This window comes from Ideonella sp., from assembly GCF_036277275.1.
In the GTDB taxonomy this organism is placed as follows: Bacteria; Pseudomonadota; Gammaproteobacteria; order Burkholderiales; family Burkholderiaceae_C; genus Ideonella.
Window position 1 is genome coordinate 78,732 of sequence record NZ_DASUNH010000129.1, and the last position, 15,274, is coordinate 94,005.

Consider the following 15,274-nt stretch of genomic DNA (forward strand, 5'->3'; position numbering starts at 1 on the left):
ATGAATCGATTCAGCCAGATCCTGCAGTCACTTCGTACGCAGCCGGGATACACCTTGATGCGTGGCGCTGCGCGCTTCGGCACCGTCCGCCAGCTCGTCGGTCAGTCGCGTCGCCTGATCCAGCGTCGCCGCCTGGAGGCATATCTTCTTCAATGCGAGGCGCAGCTTCAGGACAGTGTGTTCGCGCCCCTGGATCGCCTGGGCTTCGTAGGACGCCTGCGTCGCGATGGTGTCGCATTTGGTCTGAAGCTGCCGCAGTCCATGGTGGCCGACATCCTGGCGTTCGCCAAGGGCAACGCCTGCTATGCGGATCGCCAGGTTGGCCGTGGTTTCAGGCTCGACTCACGAGCTGCCGCGGAGGCCGAACTGGGCAAGCCGATCTTGGTCGCCCAGTATTTCAACGCTGTCGCCGAGTGCGGCGCCATCGGTCGACTGGCCCGCGATCCGTTGCTTCAGTGGATCGCCGGGGCGTACCTTCAATCCGTTCCGACCTTCGTCGGTGGCAATCTCTGGTGGACCTTCCCGGTCCAGGCGCTTGCAGAGGATCGTGACCGCCATGCGCACCTGTTTCATCGTGACGTCGATGACTTCAGGTTCTTCAAGTTCTTCTTCTATCTGACCGATGTCGAGCCCGGTGACGGGGCGCATGTGTGCGTGCTCGCGTCGCACCGGAAGCCGCCGGTGCTGGGCATCGCGGACCGCTGGAACCTTCGGCGCTACTCCGATGACGAGATAGCGGAACGCTACGGCGTCGACGACATCGTCGAGATCTGCGGCGGGGCCGGGACAGGATTTGCCGAAAACACCTTGTGCGTGCACAAGGGCATGACGCCGACGCGTGCTCCCCGATTGCTCCTGCAGTTGCAGTACGCGTTGTTCGACTACGGCGTCATGCACGATCGCAGGAGTCTTTCGACCCTTGCGATGCTGGCGTGACGCGCATGTCCAGCCCGAGGCCGCCACGTGGATTTGTCCTGTCGCCGCGTCGAGCGCGGCAGCTCTGGTACGCACCGCTCCTGACGCTGGCCATGGGCCTGATGCTCGTGCGTTCGCTGGTTCTCGCACGCATTCTGGATGTCGACGCGTTTGGGCAGTTCAGCGCAGGCATCCTGGTTTCGGCCACGTTCTGCATGCTGGGTTGCGTGGGTCTGCAATCCATGTTGCAGCGTGAATGGCCGGTGCACCTCGTGCGGCGACAGGAGCGGCATGGTCTGGTGCGGGCCGCGCAGTGTCACCTCGTGGCCCTCGCATGCTGTGCAGTCGGGGTGCTCGCGGGCGCGGCCGGAGCGGTTCCCGCGGGCATGTCGGCGCCCCTGCTGACCATTGGACTCCTCCACGGCCTGACGCAGCAGATCTTCCTCGTCTGCACCACCGAAAGCCGCAGCCGCGGAGATGCATTGCGCTTTGCCTGGCAGACGATCGTCCGCACGATGGGCGGTCTCATGCTAAGCGCCGTCGTCGCCGCCTGGACGGGCTCGCCGTCTGTCACCCTTGTTGTCGACGCCGCGCTGACCTTGTTGTTGTCGATCGCCTACTTCTCCCGTTCGCTTGGCCGGACCCACCTTCGCTGGACGACGATCTTCCTGCTCGCGATGCGGCGCCTGCCGGACGTTCGATGGCGCTCGGCGCTCACGTTGATGGCCGCCATGATCGTCACCTTTGGTGTGCTCAATGCTGATCGGTGGGTTGCCGCCGATCAGCTCTCAGTGGGAACCTTCGCCCAGTATTCATTTGCCTGGCTGGTACTGACCATCGCGCAATCGGCTCAGTCAGTCATCAATGCTTCCATCTATCCTTTGCTGGCACGTCGCTTTGCGGCCTTCGGGCGCCATGTGGCGTTCTCGGTGTGCGTGCGGGTGTCGGCAGCCGCATTCGCTCTCAGCATCGTCGTGACGCTGCCGGCGTACTACCTGATCGAGTACGTCATCCGCCGCTGGTACCCGCCGTACGTCGATGCGACACCGCTTCTTCCACTGTTTCTGGCGATCGCCGCATTCCGGATGTCAGACTTCTGGTCCAGCTTCCTGCTGATCGTCGGCCAGGAAGGCAGACTTTTGCGAGCCAACCTGGTGGCCACGGTTTTTGCCGTGGCGATGTGGGTCATCCTGATACAACCCTGGCGGGGCGCGCCTGTCAGCTCGTACGAGGTGGCCGGGCTGGCTGTCCTGTTGACGCTCGGTGCCTATGCCGCTGTCGCTGCAGCGGCGTGGCGCGCCAGGAGGGCGTGATGCGCTTGCGTCGGCTCTTGTGGGCGAGTTTGCCTTGTCGATGGTGGCGAAGCGCGCTGGCGTTGTTTCGCGGAGCCAGGGTGCATCCTTCCGCGGTGTTCATCGGTTCGGCTGATCGCTTTTCACTCGGCAGGGCGAGCGTTGTCGATGCCCGTGTGAGGGTGGACTTGGCCGCAACAGGCCGATTGACATTGGGTCTTGGGGCGTGGCTGGCCCATGAAACCGAGATCGAGACCAGCACGTCGGTGGCGATCGGCGACGGCAGCACGATCCAGCGCCGTTGCAGTCTCAACGGCAGTGTCCGCATCGGCCGCGGTTGCATCCTGGCTCCCAACGTCTTCATTTCGTCGGGCACACATCCGTTCCGGACCGACACCATGTCGCACCTCCCGATTCGGGAGCAGGAGCGGCGCCTGCGCGCGCTATCCAGTCAACAGCCCCTGGCTGATCAACCGGCCTGGATCCAGGACGATTGCTGGCTCGGCGTCAATGCGGTGGTGCTGCCCGGGGTCATCGTCGGCAAGGGCAGTGTGGTGGGGGCGAACGCCGTCGTGACGCAGAACGTGGCACCGTATTCGGTCGTGGCCGGGGCGCCGGCGCGGCCCATCGGGCGGCGCTTGGACTGGCGGCCGCCGCCCACGTTGAAGATGGATCGGGACGAGGACCTGGTGTACGTTCTGTCGGGCAAGCCGATCAGGCGCGGTCCAAAGTCCTGGGCGGTCGAGGTCTTGCCCGAAGAGCCGCTTCTGGCTGTCCTGGCAGCGGCCGTCGGACCTGCCCGCGTCCGATACGAGGCCTCGGCGCCAGTTGAAGTCGTGGCGGGCGGCGACCGGGTCACACTGGCGGCAGGCGGTGGAGTGTTAGAGTTTCCGGTTCGGGCACATGCGGATGGCGGCCCTGCTGCCAGGGTCGAGCTGATCATGCCGGGCGCAGGCCGCGCCGCGAGACTGTTGATTTTCGAGATTGCCCGTGCCTGACCATGTGCCTTCCATGCCGGATCCCCAACAGACCCCGTCCGTGTCCGGCCCGAACGATCTGGTGACGGTCGTCGTCCCTTGCTACAACGCCGCGCGATTCATCGGGCGGACGATCGAATCGGTGCTGGCGCAGACCTACGTCCAGCTCGAATTGATCGTCGTCGACGACCGGTCGACCGACAACTCGGTCGACCTGATTCGAAGCTATGCCCTGCGGGATGGACGGATTCGCCTCATCGAGAGGGCCCAGAACGCCGGCGCGCCGGCTGCTCCGCGCAATACCGGCGTCGCGGCCGCACAGGGGCGGTGGGTGGCGTTCCTGGATGCCGACGACATCTGGCATCCGGACAAGCTGCGGCTGCAGATGCAGGCCTTGCGCGACCACCGCGCGACGCTGTGCAGCACGCAGATGAAAGACTTCCGCGACGAGGCGGAGATCGTGGTGACCGAGCCGCTCGACCCGCGCGTCGCTCGGATCACGTTGACACAACAGTTGCTCAAGTACCGCACGCCGACCTCCAGCATCGTCGTCGATCGCCAGCTGATGTTGGCGCACCCGTTCAACGAGGACCTCAGCTACAAGGCTCGCGAGGACACCGACTGCTTCATCCGGCTGCACGAGTACATGGAGCACAGCATCAAGATCCAGCATCCGCTGGTGTTCTATCGCCTGCAGGCCAACCAGATCTCAGGCGACAAGTGGAAGATGGTGTCGCGGCATTTCGCGATGCTGCGCAAGTACCGGATGAAGACCGGCGAGGGGCTGGGGCTGATGGCCTATGTCTACACGGCCACGCACTTTCTGGCGTCGATCTACATCCGTATGATCCGGCACAAGCTGTAGCAAGGCGGCGTGAAGACGATGTCAAGCCAGTCGCAACCGCAGACCAAGCGAGAAGTCGACGCGGTCGTCGAGCGCTATGCGCGGCGGCAGTCCGGCAGCCTCTACAGCATCCTGCGTCCGGAGGTCATGCTGTCCACGCAGGAGCTGCAGCGCCAGATCCTGGTCATGCTCGGGTCGGTGTGCGGCTACACCGATGTCGACCTGCGGGAGCTCGATCTGGTCGACGTCGGTTGCGGCTACGGCGGGCACCTGCTCGATTTCCTGCGTTTCGGGTTCGCGCCCGCTAAGCTGCGCGGCATCGAACTGCTGCCGGACCGCGCGGCCGCCGCGCGCACCAGATTGCCGGCCGACGTGTGGATTCACGAGGGGGACGCCAGTTCGGCAGGCCTGCAGCCGGCCAGCCAGGACATCGTGTTCCAGTCCGTGGTCTTCTCGTCATTGCTGGACGACGACTTCCAGAAGGAGCTGGCACAGCAGATGTGGTCCTGGGTGAAGCCCGGCGGGGGCGTGCTCTGGTACGACTTCGTCTACGGCAACCCCTCGAACCCCGATGTCCGCGGCGTCCCCGCGCGGCGCATTCGTGCCCTGTTCCCGGACGGGCGGATGACGGTCAGGCGCCTGACCCTCGCACCGCCGATCAGCCGGCGCGTTTGCCGCATCCACCCCGCGGCCTATCACCTGTTCAATCGGATGCCGTTCCTGCGCACCCACGTTCTTTGTTGGATCCACAAGTCATGAGCCAGCCGTTCCTTCCGTTCGCTCTGCCGGAGATCGGCGAGGACGAGATCGCCGAGGTGGTGGACACCCTGCGTTCGGGTTGGGTCACGACCGGCCCGAAGACCCGGCGCTTCGAGGAGGCTTTCACCGCCTTCCTGGGCGATCCGTCGATCCAGTCTCTGGCGGTGAACTCGGCCACCGCCGGCCTGCACCTGGCGCTGGAGGCCGTCGGCGTCGGCCCGGGCGACGAGGTCATCACCACCACCCACACCTTCACCGCGACGGCCGAGGTGGCGCGCTACCTCGGCGCCGATGTCAAGCTGGTCGACATCGATCCGGCCACGCTGTGCATCGACGTCGACGCTGTCGAGGTAGCCATCACGCCGCGCACCAAGGCTGTCGTGCCGGTGCACTACGCCGGCCGCGCGGCCGACATGCAACGCTTGCTGGCCATGGCGGCCCGGCGTGGCCTGAAGGTGGTCGAAGACGCAGCCCATGCGCTGCCCACCACCTGTGATGGCAAGCTGATTGGCACGCTGGCGTCGGATGCCTGCGTGTTCAGCTTCTACGCCAACAAGACCATCACCACCGGCGAAGGCGGCATGGTGGTTACGCGCGACACCGGGCTGGCCGAGCGCATGCGCGTGATGCGCTTGCATGGCATGAGCCGCGATGCCTTCGATCGGTTCACCGCCAAGGTGCCAAGCTGGTACTACGAGATCGTCGCGCCGGGGTACAAGTACAACCTGACCGACATCGCCTCGGCACTCGGGTTGCACCAGCTGAAGCGCTTGCCGGCCTTTCAACAGCGGCGCGAGCAGATCGCGGCGCGGTTCCATGCGGGCCTGCGTGAGCTGCCGGTCATCCTGCCGCCCGACGCTGCGCCCGGCGACGTGCATGCCTGGCACCTGTACGTACTGCGCCTGGCCGAAGGTGCGTCGATCGGGCGCGATGCGCTGATCGAGCGCCTGTTTGCTGCGGGCATCGGATGCAGCGTGCACTACATTCCGCTCCACCTGCAGCCCTACTGGCGCGACCGCTACGGCCTGCAGGCGTCCGATTTCCCGCATTCGCAGCGGGCCTATGAGTCGATGCTGAGCTTGCCGCTGTACACGCGCATGACCGATGCCGACGTTCAACGCGTCATCGCCGCAGTACGTTCGGCGCTGGCCGCCTGAAAGGCCATGGCCAAGCGGATGTTCGATCTGGTTTGCGCGGCGCTGGGCTTGCTGCTGCTGGCGCCGCTGCTGCCGGCGTTGGCGGTGTGGATCAAGCTCGATTCGCCCGGGCCGGTGATCTTTCGCCAACAGCGTGTCGGACGATTCGGCGTGCCGTTTCGCATCCACAAGTTCCGGACCATGGTCTACGCCCAGGCGCCGCAGGGGCCGCTGATCACGGTCGGTGAGGATGCGCGCATCACGCGCGCCGGCCGCTGGCTGCGGCGCCACAAGCTCGACGAGTTGCCTCAGTTGATCGATGTCCTCAAGGGAGACATGAGCTTCGTCGGCCCTCGACCCGAGGTGCCTCGTTACGTAGCGATGTATCCCGATGCGATGCGAGATCGTGTGCTGGCCGTCCGGCCCGGGATCACCGACCCGGCTTCGCTCGCCTTCCGCAGTGAATCGGCGCAACTGGCAGCTGCGCCTGACCCCGAGCGAGAGTACGTCGAGGTCATCATGCCGAGGAAGCTGGCGCTGGCCGCTGACTATGCCGACCATGCGAATCTGCTGACCGACCTGGGTCTGGTGCTGCAGACCCTGCGTGTCCTGTGGACGAGATGAGCGTCCCGTTCCCCACGATCTGGCATCGGCTGGACAGATTCCTGGCGCGACTGCGCCCGCACCGGCAACCGCTGTCGCTGATGGTGGATGCGCTGATGGTCGCCTTCGCCTGGAATGCGACGTACCTGTTTCGCCTGGGCTTCGAGCGCTGGTGGTCCGCTCGGCCGAGCTACGACCCATGGGTGATGCTCGGCGTGGTGCTGGTCTACCTCGTCGCCTTCAGGATCGCGAAGGTGCCGCAAAGCATGTGGCGCTTCTCGGGCTTCACGGAGGTGCGACGGCTGACACTGGCTTGTCTGAGCGCAGGGCTCGGTTGCGCGGTGGTCGTGATGGGCCTGCGGCTCGTGGAGGTGCCGCGAGCCGTGCTGGCGCTGCATCCCATCGTGGCGCTGATGGCAGTGTGCATGGTGCGCATCGCCTACCGGATGCTGTACGAGCATTCGCGCGCGCGCATCACCGGCGGCGACGTCGAGGTCAAACGCGCGCTCGTGCTGGGCGCGGGGGATGCAGCGCGTCGCCTGTTGGCGGGTATTCATCACCAAGGCTGGATCGTCCTGGGTCTGCTCGACGACGACCCGATGAAACAGGGGACGCGCATCGCCGGCGTGCCGGTGCTGGGGCCTCTGGAAGCGGTGCGCGACAAAGGTGTGCGCGGCGCGGCGACCCACCTCATCATTGCCATGCCCGGCGCGACGGCAGCGCAGCGCCGCCGAGCCGTGGAGCTGGCGGGCTCGGCTCACCTGCCGGTGCTGACCGTGCCCTCGACCGAAGAGTTGCTCAGCGGCAATATCGGCGGCGATCGCGTGCGCGACATCGAGCCCGAAGACCTGCTGGGCCGCGAACCGGTGCAGCTGGACGAAGCCGGCATCGCGGAAACGCTGTCCGGCAAGACCGTGCTGATCACCGGTGCCGGCGGCAGCATCGGCAGCGAGCTGTGCCGCCAGGTGGCCCGTTTCGGCCCGGCGCGGCTGGTGCTGTACGAGCTGTCGGAGTTCAACCTCTACACGATCGAGCAGGACCTGAGCGAGCGCTTCCCCAGCATCGAGCTGGTTCGGCTGATCGGCGATGTGAAGGATCTGGCCCACCTGCGCAGCGTGTTCGGTCAATGGCGACCGCAGGTCGTGTTTCACGCTGCGGCATTCAAACACGTGCCACTCATGGAAGAGCACAACGCCTGGGCCGCGCTGCGCAACAACACGTTGGGCACCTACCACGCTGCGCTGGCCGCAGCCGAAGTCGGCACCGAGCGCTTCGTGTTGATCAGCACCGACAAGGCGGTCAACCCGACCAACGTGATGGGTGCCACCAAGCGGGCCGCCGAGATGGTTGTTTCGGCCATGACTGTGGCACAACCTGGCACAAAGTTCATGGCAGTGCGCTTCGGTAACGTTCTCGGTTCGTCGGGCAGCGTGATCCCGAAGTTCAAAGAGCAGATTGCCAAGGGTGGGCCGGTCACGGTGACCCATCCGGAGATCATCCGTTACTTCATGACCATACCCGAGGCGACTCGACTCGTGCTGCAGGCGGCGGCCATCGGTGAGTCGGGGCAGGTGCTGGTGCTCGATATGGGCGAGCCGGTGAAGATCGTTGAGCTGGCCAAGACCATGATCCGGTTGGCGGGGCGCAGCGAGAAGGAAATAGGCATTGTCTTCACCGGCCTGAGGGCGGGTGAAAAGCTGTACGAGGAACTACTGGCCGATGCCGATGCTTCGGTGCCGACAGCAGTGCCGCGGTTGCGGGTGGCGCGTCTGCGCAGCGGCATCGAGGCGCCTGACATCGTCGTCTGGCTGGCCGAGCTCGGTGAGGCGGCCCAGGCGTTTGACGCTTCCCCAGACGACGACGGCGCGCGGTGCCACCTGCGCCATCTGGTGCCCGAATTCCGCCCTGCATCAACTGTTGGTTGATGGGCCGCGTCTACGTCAACGGCAAGTTCCTTGCGCAACGCGGGACTGGCGTGCAACGCTCGGCCAGGCAGTGGCTTGAGGCTGTTGACGCCTGGCTCGATCAGGGCCGTGGTCGGAGTTCGTGGGTCTTGCTGCACCCGCCTGGCGTGCGACCGCCGCGCTGGCGAGCGATCGAGGCACGCACTGTCGGCCGTGCGGGATGGCCGTTGCACGCATGGGAGCAATGGGCGCTGCCGCGCGCGGCGCGCGATGGCTTGCTGCTCAACCTCGCGGGTTCAGCGCCATGGTTCGCTCGTGCGCAAATTGCAACGCTACATGACGCGGCGGTGTTCGACCAGCCGCAGGCTTACACGCGAGCCTTCCGTTGGTGGTATCGCAGCCTCTTCCGCCATTTGGCAAGAGGGTCGGGTCGGTTGTTGACGGTGTCGGAGTTCTCGCGCCAGCGCCTGGCTTCGGCGCTGGGCGTGCCGGCCGGGCGCCTGGAAGTGGTGCCCAATGGTGGTGACCATTTCGAACGGCTCGTTGCCGATCGGCGGGTGCTGAGCGAACTGGGGTTGGCTGGCCAGCCCTACCTTTTGGCTGTGGCCAGTGCCAACCCGACCAAGAATCTGGCGCGCCTGGTGAGTGCCTTTGGCCAATTGTCGAGTTCGGCCATTGACTTGCGTTTGGTGCTGGTAGGGGGGATCAACCGCCGGGTGTTTGCCAGTGCTGGCGGGGCGCTCAGCACCCCTGGGTTGGTCCAAGCCGGGGCAGTCGACGACGCCCGCCTCAAGGCCCTTTACGAGCAAGCGCTGGGCCTCGTTCTTCCCTCGGTCTATGAAGGATTCGGCCTGCCCGCGTTGGAGGCCATGTCCTGTGGTTGTCCAGTGATAGCTGCTCAGGCCGCAGCGCTGCCCGAGATCTGCGGTGAGGCGGCGCTGTATGTCGACCCACTTTCCAGCGATCAACTGGCCGAGGCGATGGCCAGGCTCGCTGCCGACTCTGGCATACGCAACGACCTGCGCGTGGCTGGCCGCCGGCGGGTGGCGCAATTCGGTTGGCAGGAGGCGGGGCGGCAATTGCTCGAACTGGTGGAGGCCGCGGCATCGACGACCAGCGACTGAGAACTACACGCGGGGCCGTCCAGTAAACTCGCACGCCTCGTGATTCCCCGCCTCGGTTCTTGCGCCCACCGTGTTCACCGAATGTCAGCTCAGCACCATCTCGGGTCAAGGAACCAGGTCCATCGACGGCAAGTTCTTGTCATGGCCGGTCACCGGCATGCCGCGGCTTGGGCGTGAATGGTCGCGAGCGCTGAGACGTGCGCTCGTGCGGCGCGGAGCGGCCGACAATGACAGCGTCAAGGGGCTGCAAGGAGCCCGCGGCTTGATCGTCCCATCTTTGTGTGGGGGCGTTGGCCCGTCACCGGTCGAGGCCATGGTCCGGGATTGCTCGGTGCACGCTTGCGATATTGCTGCGCGGCCCGAAACCTGCGGCGGTGCCGCTTCGCAGGTCGATCGACGCGGCGAGGGCGCGCCGTCCCAGGCGGTGGCGCGCCTGCTTGCGACGCTTCAGGCTTGAAAGTCCTGCATCTTGCGAAGTTCTATCCGCCCGATCACGGCGGCATGGAATCGATCGTCGCCACGCTGGCCGAAGGAGCGGTGGCGCGCGGCTGGAGCGCGGACGTGTTATGCACGCGCCGGCACTGGCGGACATGTGTGGACGCAGGTCCCGGCGAGGGCCTGGTGGTGCGTGCGGGGCAGCTTGGCATGCTGCTGTCCACGCCGATCTCGCCGGCATTGGTGCAGGAGACCAGAAGGCGAGTGGCGGACGCGGATGTGGTGCATGTGCACTTGCCCAATCCGATGGCGGCACTGGCACTGTTGCTGGCACCGCGGCCTCGCCGGATGCTGCTGCATTGGCACAGCGATGTCGTCACCCAGAGCACCGCGCGGCGCCTGCTCGGGCCGCTGGAACGTTGGCTTCTGAGGCGAGCCGACCTGATCGTCGCGACATCTCAGGCGTACCTGGAGGCCTCTGAGCAGCTCGCCCCGTTTCGCGCCAAGGCGACCGTGGTGCCGTTGGGTATCGGTGATAATGCCGCCGAGCCCGTTGATGCGCAGCGGGTACGCGCCTGGCGCGCACGAGTTCCGGCAGGTCGTATCGTCCTGGCCCTCGGCAGGATGACCGGCTACAAGGGCTTCGACGTGCTCATTGATGCAGCGCGAGAGCTGTCCGAAGACGTTACCGTCGTGATCGTCGGCGGCGGCGCGCTTCTCGACAGCCTGACCCGCCGGGCGGCTGCCGCAACGCGGGGTGCCAAGGTCTGGTTCACTGGGCCGCTTTCAACTGTTGACCGAGATGCACTGTTCGCCATCGCAGACGTGTTTTGCCTGCCTTCCACCTCGCGCGCCGAGGCTTTCGGTGTCGCGCTGGTTGAGGCAATGGCCGCCGGCAAGGCCGTGGTCGCGAGCGACATCCCAGGCTCGGGGGTGGGGTGGGTCAATGCTTGTGGTCTCGGCGTGCCGCCGCGTGATGCCCCCGCGCTTGCAGCTGCACTCCGCCGAGTGCTCGACGATCGCACCTTGGCCGAGCGCATGGGGCGTGACGCAAGGCTCCGCTACATGGAGCTCTTCACGGCGGCTGCGATGAACAATCGATTCGACGACCTGTACCGGCAGTTGACGGTCGGCCTGCGCTGAGGACCTGAGAATCTTGGACGACCAATTCCCTAACCGTGCCGGCTGGCGGGCGCTGACGCGCCGCATCGCACGGCTGCCCATCCTGTTTGTTCTCACCGTGCTGTTGCCGACATTGCTGGCGACGGTGTACTACGGTGTCGTCGCGTCGGACGTGTACGTCAGCGAGTCCCGCTTTGTCGTGCGACGGCCGGATCACAGCGAGCCCAGCGCGCTCGGCTCGTTGCTTTCGGGCACGGGCCTGGGGCGTTCGCAGGACGACACCTATTCGGTCCACGACTACGCACTGTCGCGCGATGCACTGCGCCAGCTCGACAGCGACCTGGGCCTGCAAAAGGCTTACAGCGCCAGCTCAGTCGACCTCATCAATCGCTTTCCGGGCCTGGACTGGGATCGCAGTTTCGAGGCCTTCTTCCTCTACTACGTCGATCACGTGGCGATCGACTATGACAGCACGTCGGCGATCACGATGATGCAAGTGCGTGCTTTCACGCCCGAACTTGCGCGCGATGTCAACGAACGGTTGCTGCAGATGAGCGAGAAGCTGGTCAACCAGCTCAACGAGCGCAGCCGGCTCGACCTGGTTGAGGTGGCCGAACGCGAAGTGGCGAAGGCCGAGGCGCGCAACAAGCAGGCCGGGGTGGAACTGGCGACCTATCGTGCCAAGGGTGGCGTGTACGACCCTGATCGCGAATCAGCTCTGCAATTGGATACCGTGACACGATTGCGCGAAGAATTGCGCATCGTCGAGTCGCAGCTCGGCAATCTGCGGCAAGTTGCGCCGTCGAACCCGCAGGTGGCGACGCTGCAGGCTCAGGCCTCGAGGTTGCGCGCCAGCATTGCCGACGAGAGTTCACGCGTCGTGGGCAAGGGGGCCGGTTCGCTGAGTGCGAAGTCGCCGGTCTTCTACCGCCTTGCGCTCGAGAAGGACATCGCCGACAAGCAGCTCGCGGCGGCCATCGCCTCACTTGATGCCGCACGCAGCGAGGCGGCGCGCAAGCAGCTCTATCTTGAGCGGCTGGTGCAGCCCAACCTGCCCGATACGGCGGTCGAGCCACGTCGTTTGCGCTCGGCTTTCACTGTGTTCGTGCTCGGCCTGGTTGCCTGGGGTGTGTTCAGCCTGTTGCTCGCGGGTGTGCGCGAACATGCCGACTGACGCCGTCACCGTGCCGGCGGGTACGTCGCTGCGTCGTTCGCTGGTCATCCAGGGGCGCGTCATTCACGCGCTGATGATGCGCGAATTGATCACGCGTTTCGGTCGGCACAACCTTGGCGTTCTCTGGCTGGTCGCCGAGCCGATGATGTTCACGATCGGTGTCGCGACACTGTGGACCGCGGCGGGCTTTCATCAGACATCGTCGCTGCCTATCGTGGCCTTTGCGATCACTGGCTATTCGTCGGTGCTGATGTGGCGCAACACGACGAGCCACTGCATTGCTGCGCTCGAGCAGAACCGCAATCTGCTGTACCACCGCAATGTGCGCGTGCTGGATGTCATGATCACCCGCGTCTTGCTGGAAGCGGCGGGAGCCACGATGTCGTTTGCGGCGTTGACCCTTGGCGCCGTTGCGCTTGGTCTGATCGAGCCTCCAGAAGACCCGCTGAAGGTCATCTACGGATGGCTGATGCTGGCTTGGTTTGGCGCTTCTCTGGGTTTCACGCTGGGATCGGCGGTTGCCTATGGCGACATCGTCGATCGGCTTTGGCATCCCGTGTCTTATCTGCTGTTCCCGCTTTCGGGGGCGGCGTACATGGTCGATTGGCTACCGAGGGCGAAGCGCGACTTGGCCCTTGCGCTGCCCATGGTGCATGGTGTCGAGTACGTACGCGAGGGCTTCTTTGGCGGCGTGGTGCAGACCCATCATGATCTCGGCTACATGGCCAGCATCAATCTGGTGCTGAGCTTAACGGGCTTGGTACTGATGCGTCGTGCGGCGAGCCGCCTGGAGCAGCGATGATCCGAGTGCAAGACGTGACGATGCGCTATGGCACCCGCTTCGGGCAGCGCACCGTGCTGGACAAGGTGAACTTCGAGCTTCGTCGCGGCGAAAACATCGGCATTCTGGGGCGCAATGGTGCCGGCAAGTCAACGTTGATCCGTTTGCTGGCCGGAGCGACCGAGCCCACTTCCGGCCGCATCGAACGGTCGATGCGGGTGTCGTGGCCATTGGCTTTCGGTGGTGCATTCCAGGGCCACCTGACTGGGCTCGACAACCTCAAGTTCATCTGCCGGATCTATGGCGTGGACTATCGACCGCTGCGCCCGTTCGTCGAGGAATTCACTGAACTTGGCCTGTACTTTCGTGAGCCGGTGGATCACTACTCGGCGGGGATGAAGACGCGGCTCGCGTTCGCGCTGTCAATGGCCATCGAATTCGACTGCTTCCTCATCGACGAGGTGCTGGTGGTTGGCGACAAGCGATTCCACGACCGTTGCCATCGAGAATTGTTTCGCAAACGTCGCGACCGCTCGTTCATCCTGGTCTCCCATGACGCCAACTCGATCAAGCGCTACTGCCGCCGTGCCAGTGTCCTGCACCAGGGCCGCCTGATCAACTTCGACAGCGTGGACGCCGCCTACAAGTTCTACGAGTCCGCCGAAGTCCCGGCCGTGAAGGCCGACACGAAGGCGTCCTGACATGAGAATCCTTCTCGAGATGCGGCCCGCATTGGGCGGCCACGCCGGCATTCCGCAAGAGACGCGGCTGTTGTTCCGCGGGCTGAACACCTTGCCCGGCCTCGAGGTTCAGGGCATGTTGCAGTCGAGCACGCGTCTGATCGCCGGCGGCCTTCGCCCGAGCGACGAGCGGCGAAGTCGCGACAAGCAGATCAATCGCTTGTCGCGCGTCGTCGTTTCGCTGGATACCAGCGGCAGCAGCATTCCGCAGCAGATCGTCTCGCGATTGCGGCAAGGCGTGGCGCCGTGGCCGGTGCTTGGCCGCACCCTGCTCGGGCTGCCGCAGCGGCTGACCAGCTTCGAGGCCTCGCCGTTTCGGGACTTCATCTGGCGCAACTTGTTCGCCAAGACTCTGCGCGACGACGATTTCGAACTGGTCACGCGGGCGGGCTACAAGGTCCTGCGTTCTCCCTGGACGGCCATGCATGCCAGCGGACTGTTGACGCGCCCGTTCGGCCACGCACTGTACCCGCGCGTCGACACCCGCGGTGTCGACGTGATGGTGGCGGAGACTCCCTTTCCGGGTCGCGTCGACAAGTCGACCCAGCTCGTGGTTCGCTACCACGACGCGATCCCGCTGCTGATGCCGCACACCATCTCGGACAAGTCCTACCACCAGGCGACGCACTATCACGCGCTGCGGCGCAATGTGCTGGACGGCGCCTGGTTCGCCTGTGTTTCCGAGGCCACCCGGCGCGACTTGTTGGCGGTCTTCCCGCAGGCTGAGTCGAAGACGCTGACGATTCCGAACATGGTGTCTCACCACTACCATGAAGAGCCGGAGGGGCCGCAACGCATTCCTGAAATCCTGCGCGTTCGCCGAAATGCCGCGTTCCAGTACGCCGCGGCCACCCCGGTAATGGGGCCGGACGCCCAGGCCTTTCCCTACTTGCTGATGGTGTCGACGATCGAGCCACGCAAGAACCACCAGACGCTGCTGGCCGCCTGGGAAAGACTGCGCGCCCAGGGATTCCCGTGGCTGCACCTGGTGATCGTCGGCTCGCTCGGCTGGGACCACAAGGCGATCGTCAAGCGCTTCCAGCCGTGGCTGGCTCGCGGCGGCCTGCACATGCTCGAAGACGTGCCGGCCGACGAGCTTCGACTGCTCTATCGCCATGCCCGCGTCACGGTTTGCCCCAGCTTCGGCGAGGGTTTCGATTACTCCGGTGTCGAGGCCATGCGCTGCGGCGGCGTGGTCGCCGCTTCCGAGATCCCGGTGCACCGGGACGTCTTCGGCGATGCGGCTGCCTATTTCAACCCGTATTCGGCCACCGGCATGGCCGCAGTGCTCGCCGAGGTGCTGAGCCCGCACGGCGAGATGCGTTGTGCTGCGCTGCGCGAGCGCGGCGGACCGATTTCGGCACAGTATGTACCCGAGCGCGTCCTGCCGAAGTGGCAGGAGTTCCTCACCCAAATTCGGCCCAAGCCATAGACATCATTGCGCCGAGCAGCGCGAGAGCCTTCAGCG

General features: G+C 65.3%; 15 protein-coding genes. All 15 read left to right on the top strand.

What is annotated here, in order from left to right; genetic code table 11:
• The 15 genes from VFY73_RS22115 (at nt 1) to VFY73_RS22185 (ending at nt 15,238) form a co-directional block, all read left to right on the top strand.
• Nucleotides 1-936, top strand: coding sequence for a hypothetical protein (locus tag VFY73_RS22115; RefSeq protein WP_329722829.1), 936 nt, complete (start codon nt 1-3; stop codon nt 934-936).
• 92 nt (nt 937-1,028) lie between these two features.
• Entirely contained in the window at nt 1,029-2,228 is a 1,200-nt protein-coding gene (locus VFY73_RS22120; protein WP_329722831.1) for a hypothetical protein, read from the top strand.
• A gap of 80 nt (nt 2,229-2,308) precedes the next feature.
• Entirely contained in the window at nt 2,309-3,205 is an 897-nt protein-coding gene (locus tag VFY73_RS22125) for an acyltransferase (protein ID WP_329722833.1), read from the top strand.
• A 13-nt stretch (nt 3,206-3,218) separates the two neighbouring features.
• Nucleotides 3,219-4,049: a glycosyltransferase family A protein gene (locus VFY73_RS22130; protein ID WP_329722835.1), complete on the top strand. Its 831-nt coding sequence runs from the start codon at nt 3,219-3,221 to the stop codon at nt 4,047-4,049.
• 18 nt (nt 4,050-4,067) lie between these two features.
• Entirely contained in the window at nt 4,068-4,787 is a 720-nt protein-coding gene (locus VFY73_RS22135) for a class I SAM-dependent methyltransferase (protein ID WP_329722837.1), read from the top strand.
• Nucleotides 4,784-5,944 carry a DegT/DnrJ/EryC1/StrS family aminotransferase gene (locus tag VFY73_RS22140; protein WP_329722839.1) on the top strand — a complete coding sequence of 387 codons (1,161 nt, stop codon included), beginning with the start codon at nt 4,784-4,786 and terminating at the stop codon, nt 5,942-5,944. Before VFY73_RS22135 ends, VFY73_RS22140 begins: the two co-directional genes overlap by 4 nt.
• 6 nt (nt 5,945-5,950) lie before the next feature.
• Nucleotides 5,951-6,547 carry a sugar transferase gene (locus VFY73_RS22145; RefSeq protein ID WP_329722840.1) on the top strand — a complete coding sequence of 199 codons (597 nt, stop codon included), beginning with the start codon at nt 5,951-5,953 and terminating at the stop codon, nt 6,545-6,547.
• Nucleotides 6,544-8,451 (top strand): nucleoside-diphosphate sugar epimerase/dehydratase, encoded by a 1,908-nt coding sequence (locus tag VFY73_RS22150; RefSeq protein WP_329722842.1) that lies wholly within the window; start codon nt 6,544-6,546, stop codon nt 8,449-8,451. Before VFY73_RS22145 ends, VFY73_RS22150 begins: the two co-directional genes overlap by 4 nt.
• Nucleotides 8,452-8,705: 254 nt before the next feature.
• Nucleotides 8,706-9,554, top strand: coding sequence for a glycosyltransferase family 1 protein (locus VFY73_RS22155; protein ID WP_329722844.1), 849 nt, complete (start codon nt 8,706-8,708; stop codon nt 9,552-9,554).
• Between the two features lie 70 nt (nt 9,555-9,624).
• A complete protein-coding gene (locus tag VFY73_RS22160; RefSeq protein WP_329722846.1) occupies nt 9,625-10,011 on the top strand; it encodes a hypothetical protein in 387 nt (128 codons plus the stop codon).
• Nucleotides 10,008-11,132 (top strand): glycosyltransferase, encoded by a 1,125-nt coding sequence (locus tag VFY73_RS22165; RefSeq protein ID WP_329722848.1) that lies wholly within the window; start codon nt 10,008-10,010, stop codon nt 11,130-11,132. The genes VFY73_RS22160 and VFY73_RS22165 overlap by 4 nt, the downstream gene beginning before the upstream one ends.
• A gap of 13 nt (nt 11,133-11,145) precedes the next feature.
• Complete coding sequence (locus VFY73_RS22170; RefSeq protein WP_329722850.1) at nt 11,146-12,285, top strand: hypothetical protein; 1,140 nt, start codon at nt 11,146-11,148, stop codon at nt 12,283-12,285.
• Nucleotides 12,275-13,087, top strand: a complete 813-nt coding sequence (locus VFY73_RS22175) for an ABC transporter permease (protein WP_329722852.1) — start codon at nt 12,275-12,277, stop codon at nt 13,085-13,087. Before VFY73_RS22170 ends, VFY73_RS22175 begins: the two co-directional genes overlap by 11 nt.
• Nucleotides 13,084-13,767, top strand: a complete 684-nt coding sequence (locus tag VFY73_RS22180) for an ABC transporter ATP-binding protein (RefSeq protein ID WP_329722854.1) — start codon at nt 13,084-13,086, stop codon at nt 13,765-13,767. The genes VFY73_RS22175 and VFY73_RS22180 overlap by 4 nt, the downstream gene beginning before the upstream one ends.
• Nucleotide 13,768: 1 nt before the next feature.
• Entirely contained in the window at nt 13,769-15,238 is a 1,470-nt protein-coding gene (locus tag VFY73_RS22185) for a glycosyltransferase family 1 protein (RefSeq protein WP_329722855.1), read from the top strand.
• Nucleotides 15,239-15,274: the final 36 nt, after the last annotated feature.

Coding starts and splice junctions, on each gene's coding strand:
- VFY73_RS22140 (WP_329722839.1), top strand. CDS start 4,784: ATGAGCCAGCCGTTCCTTCCGTTCGCTCTGCCGGAGATCGGCGAGGAC.
- VFY73_RS22120 (WP_329722831.1), top strand. CDS start 1,029: ATGGGCCTGATGCTCGTGCGTTCGCTGGTTCTCGCACGCATTCTGGAT.
- VFY73_RS22115 (WP_329722829.1), top strand. CDS start 1: ATGAATCGATTCAGCCAGATCCTGCAGTCACTTCGTACGCAGCCGGGA.
- VFY73_RS22130 (WP_329722835.1), top strand. CDS start 3,219: ATGCCGGATCCCCAACAGACCCCGTCCGTGTCCGGCCCGAACGATCTG.
- VFY73_RS22135 (WP_329722837.1), top strand. CDS start 4,068: ATGTCAAGCCAGTCGCAACCGCAGACCAAGCGAGAAGTCGACGCGGTC.
- VFY73_RS22145 (WP_329722840.1), top strand. CDS start 5,951: ATGGCCAAGCGGATGTTCGATCTGGTTTGCGCGGCGCTGGGCTTGCTG.
- VFY73_RS22175 (WP_329722852.1), top strand. CDS start 12,275: ATGCCGACTGACGCCGTCACCGTGCCGGCGGGTACGTCGCTGCGTCGT.
- VFY73_RS22150 (WP_329722842.1), top strand. CDS start 6,544: ATGAGCGTCCCGTTCCCCACGATCTGGCATCGGCTGGACAGATTCCTG.
- VFY73_RS22185 (WP_329722855.1), top strand. CDS start 13,769: ATGAGAATCCTTCTCGAGATGCGGCCCGCATTGGGCGGCCACGCCGGC.
- VFY73_RS22180 (WP_329722854.1), top strand. CDS start 13,084: ATGATCCGAGTGCAAGACGTGACGATGCGCTATGGCACCCGCTTCGGG.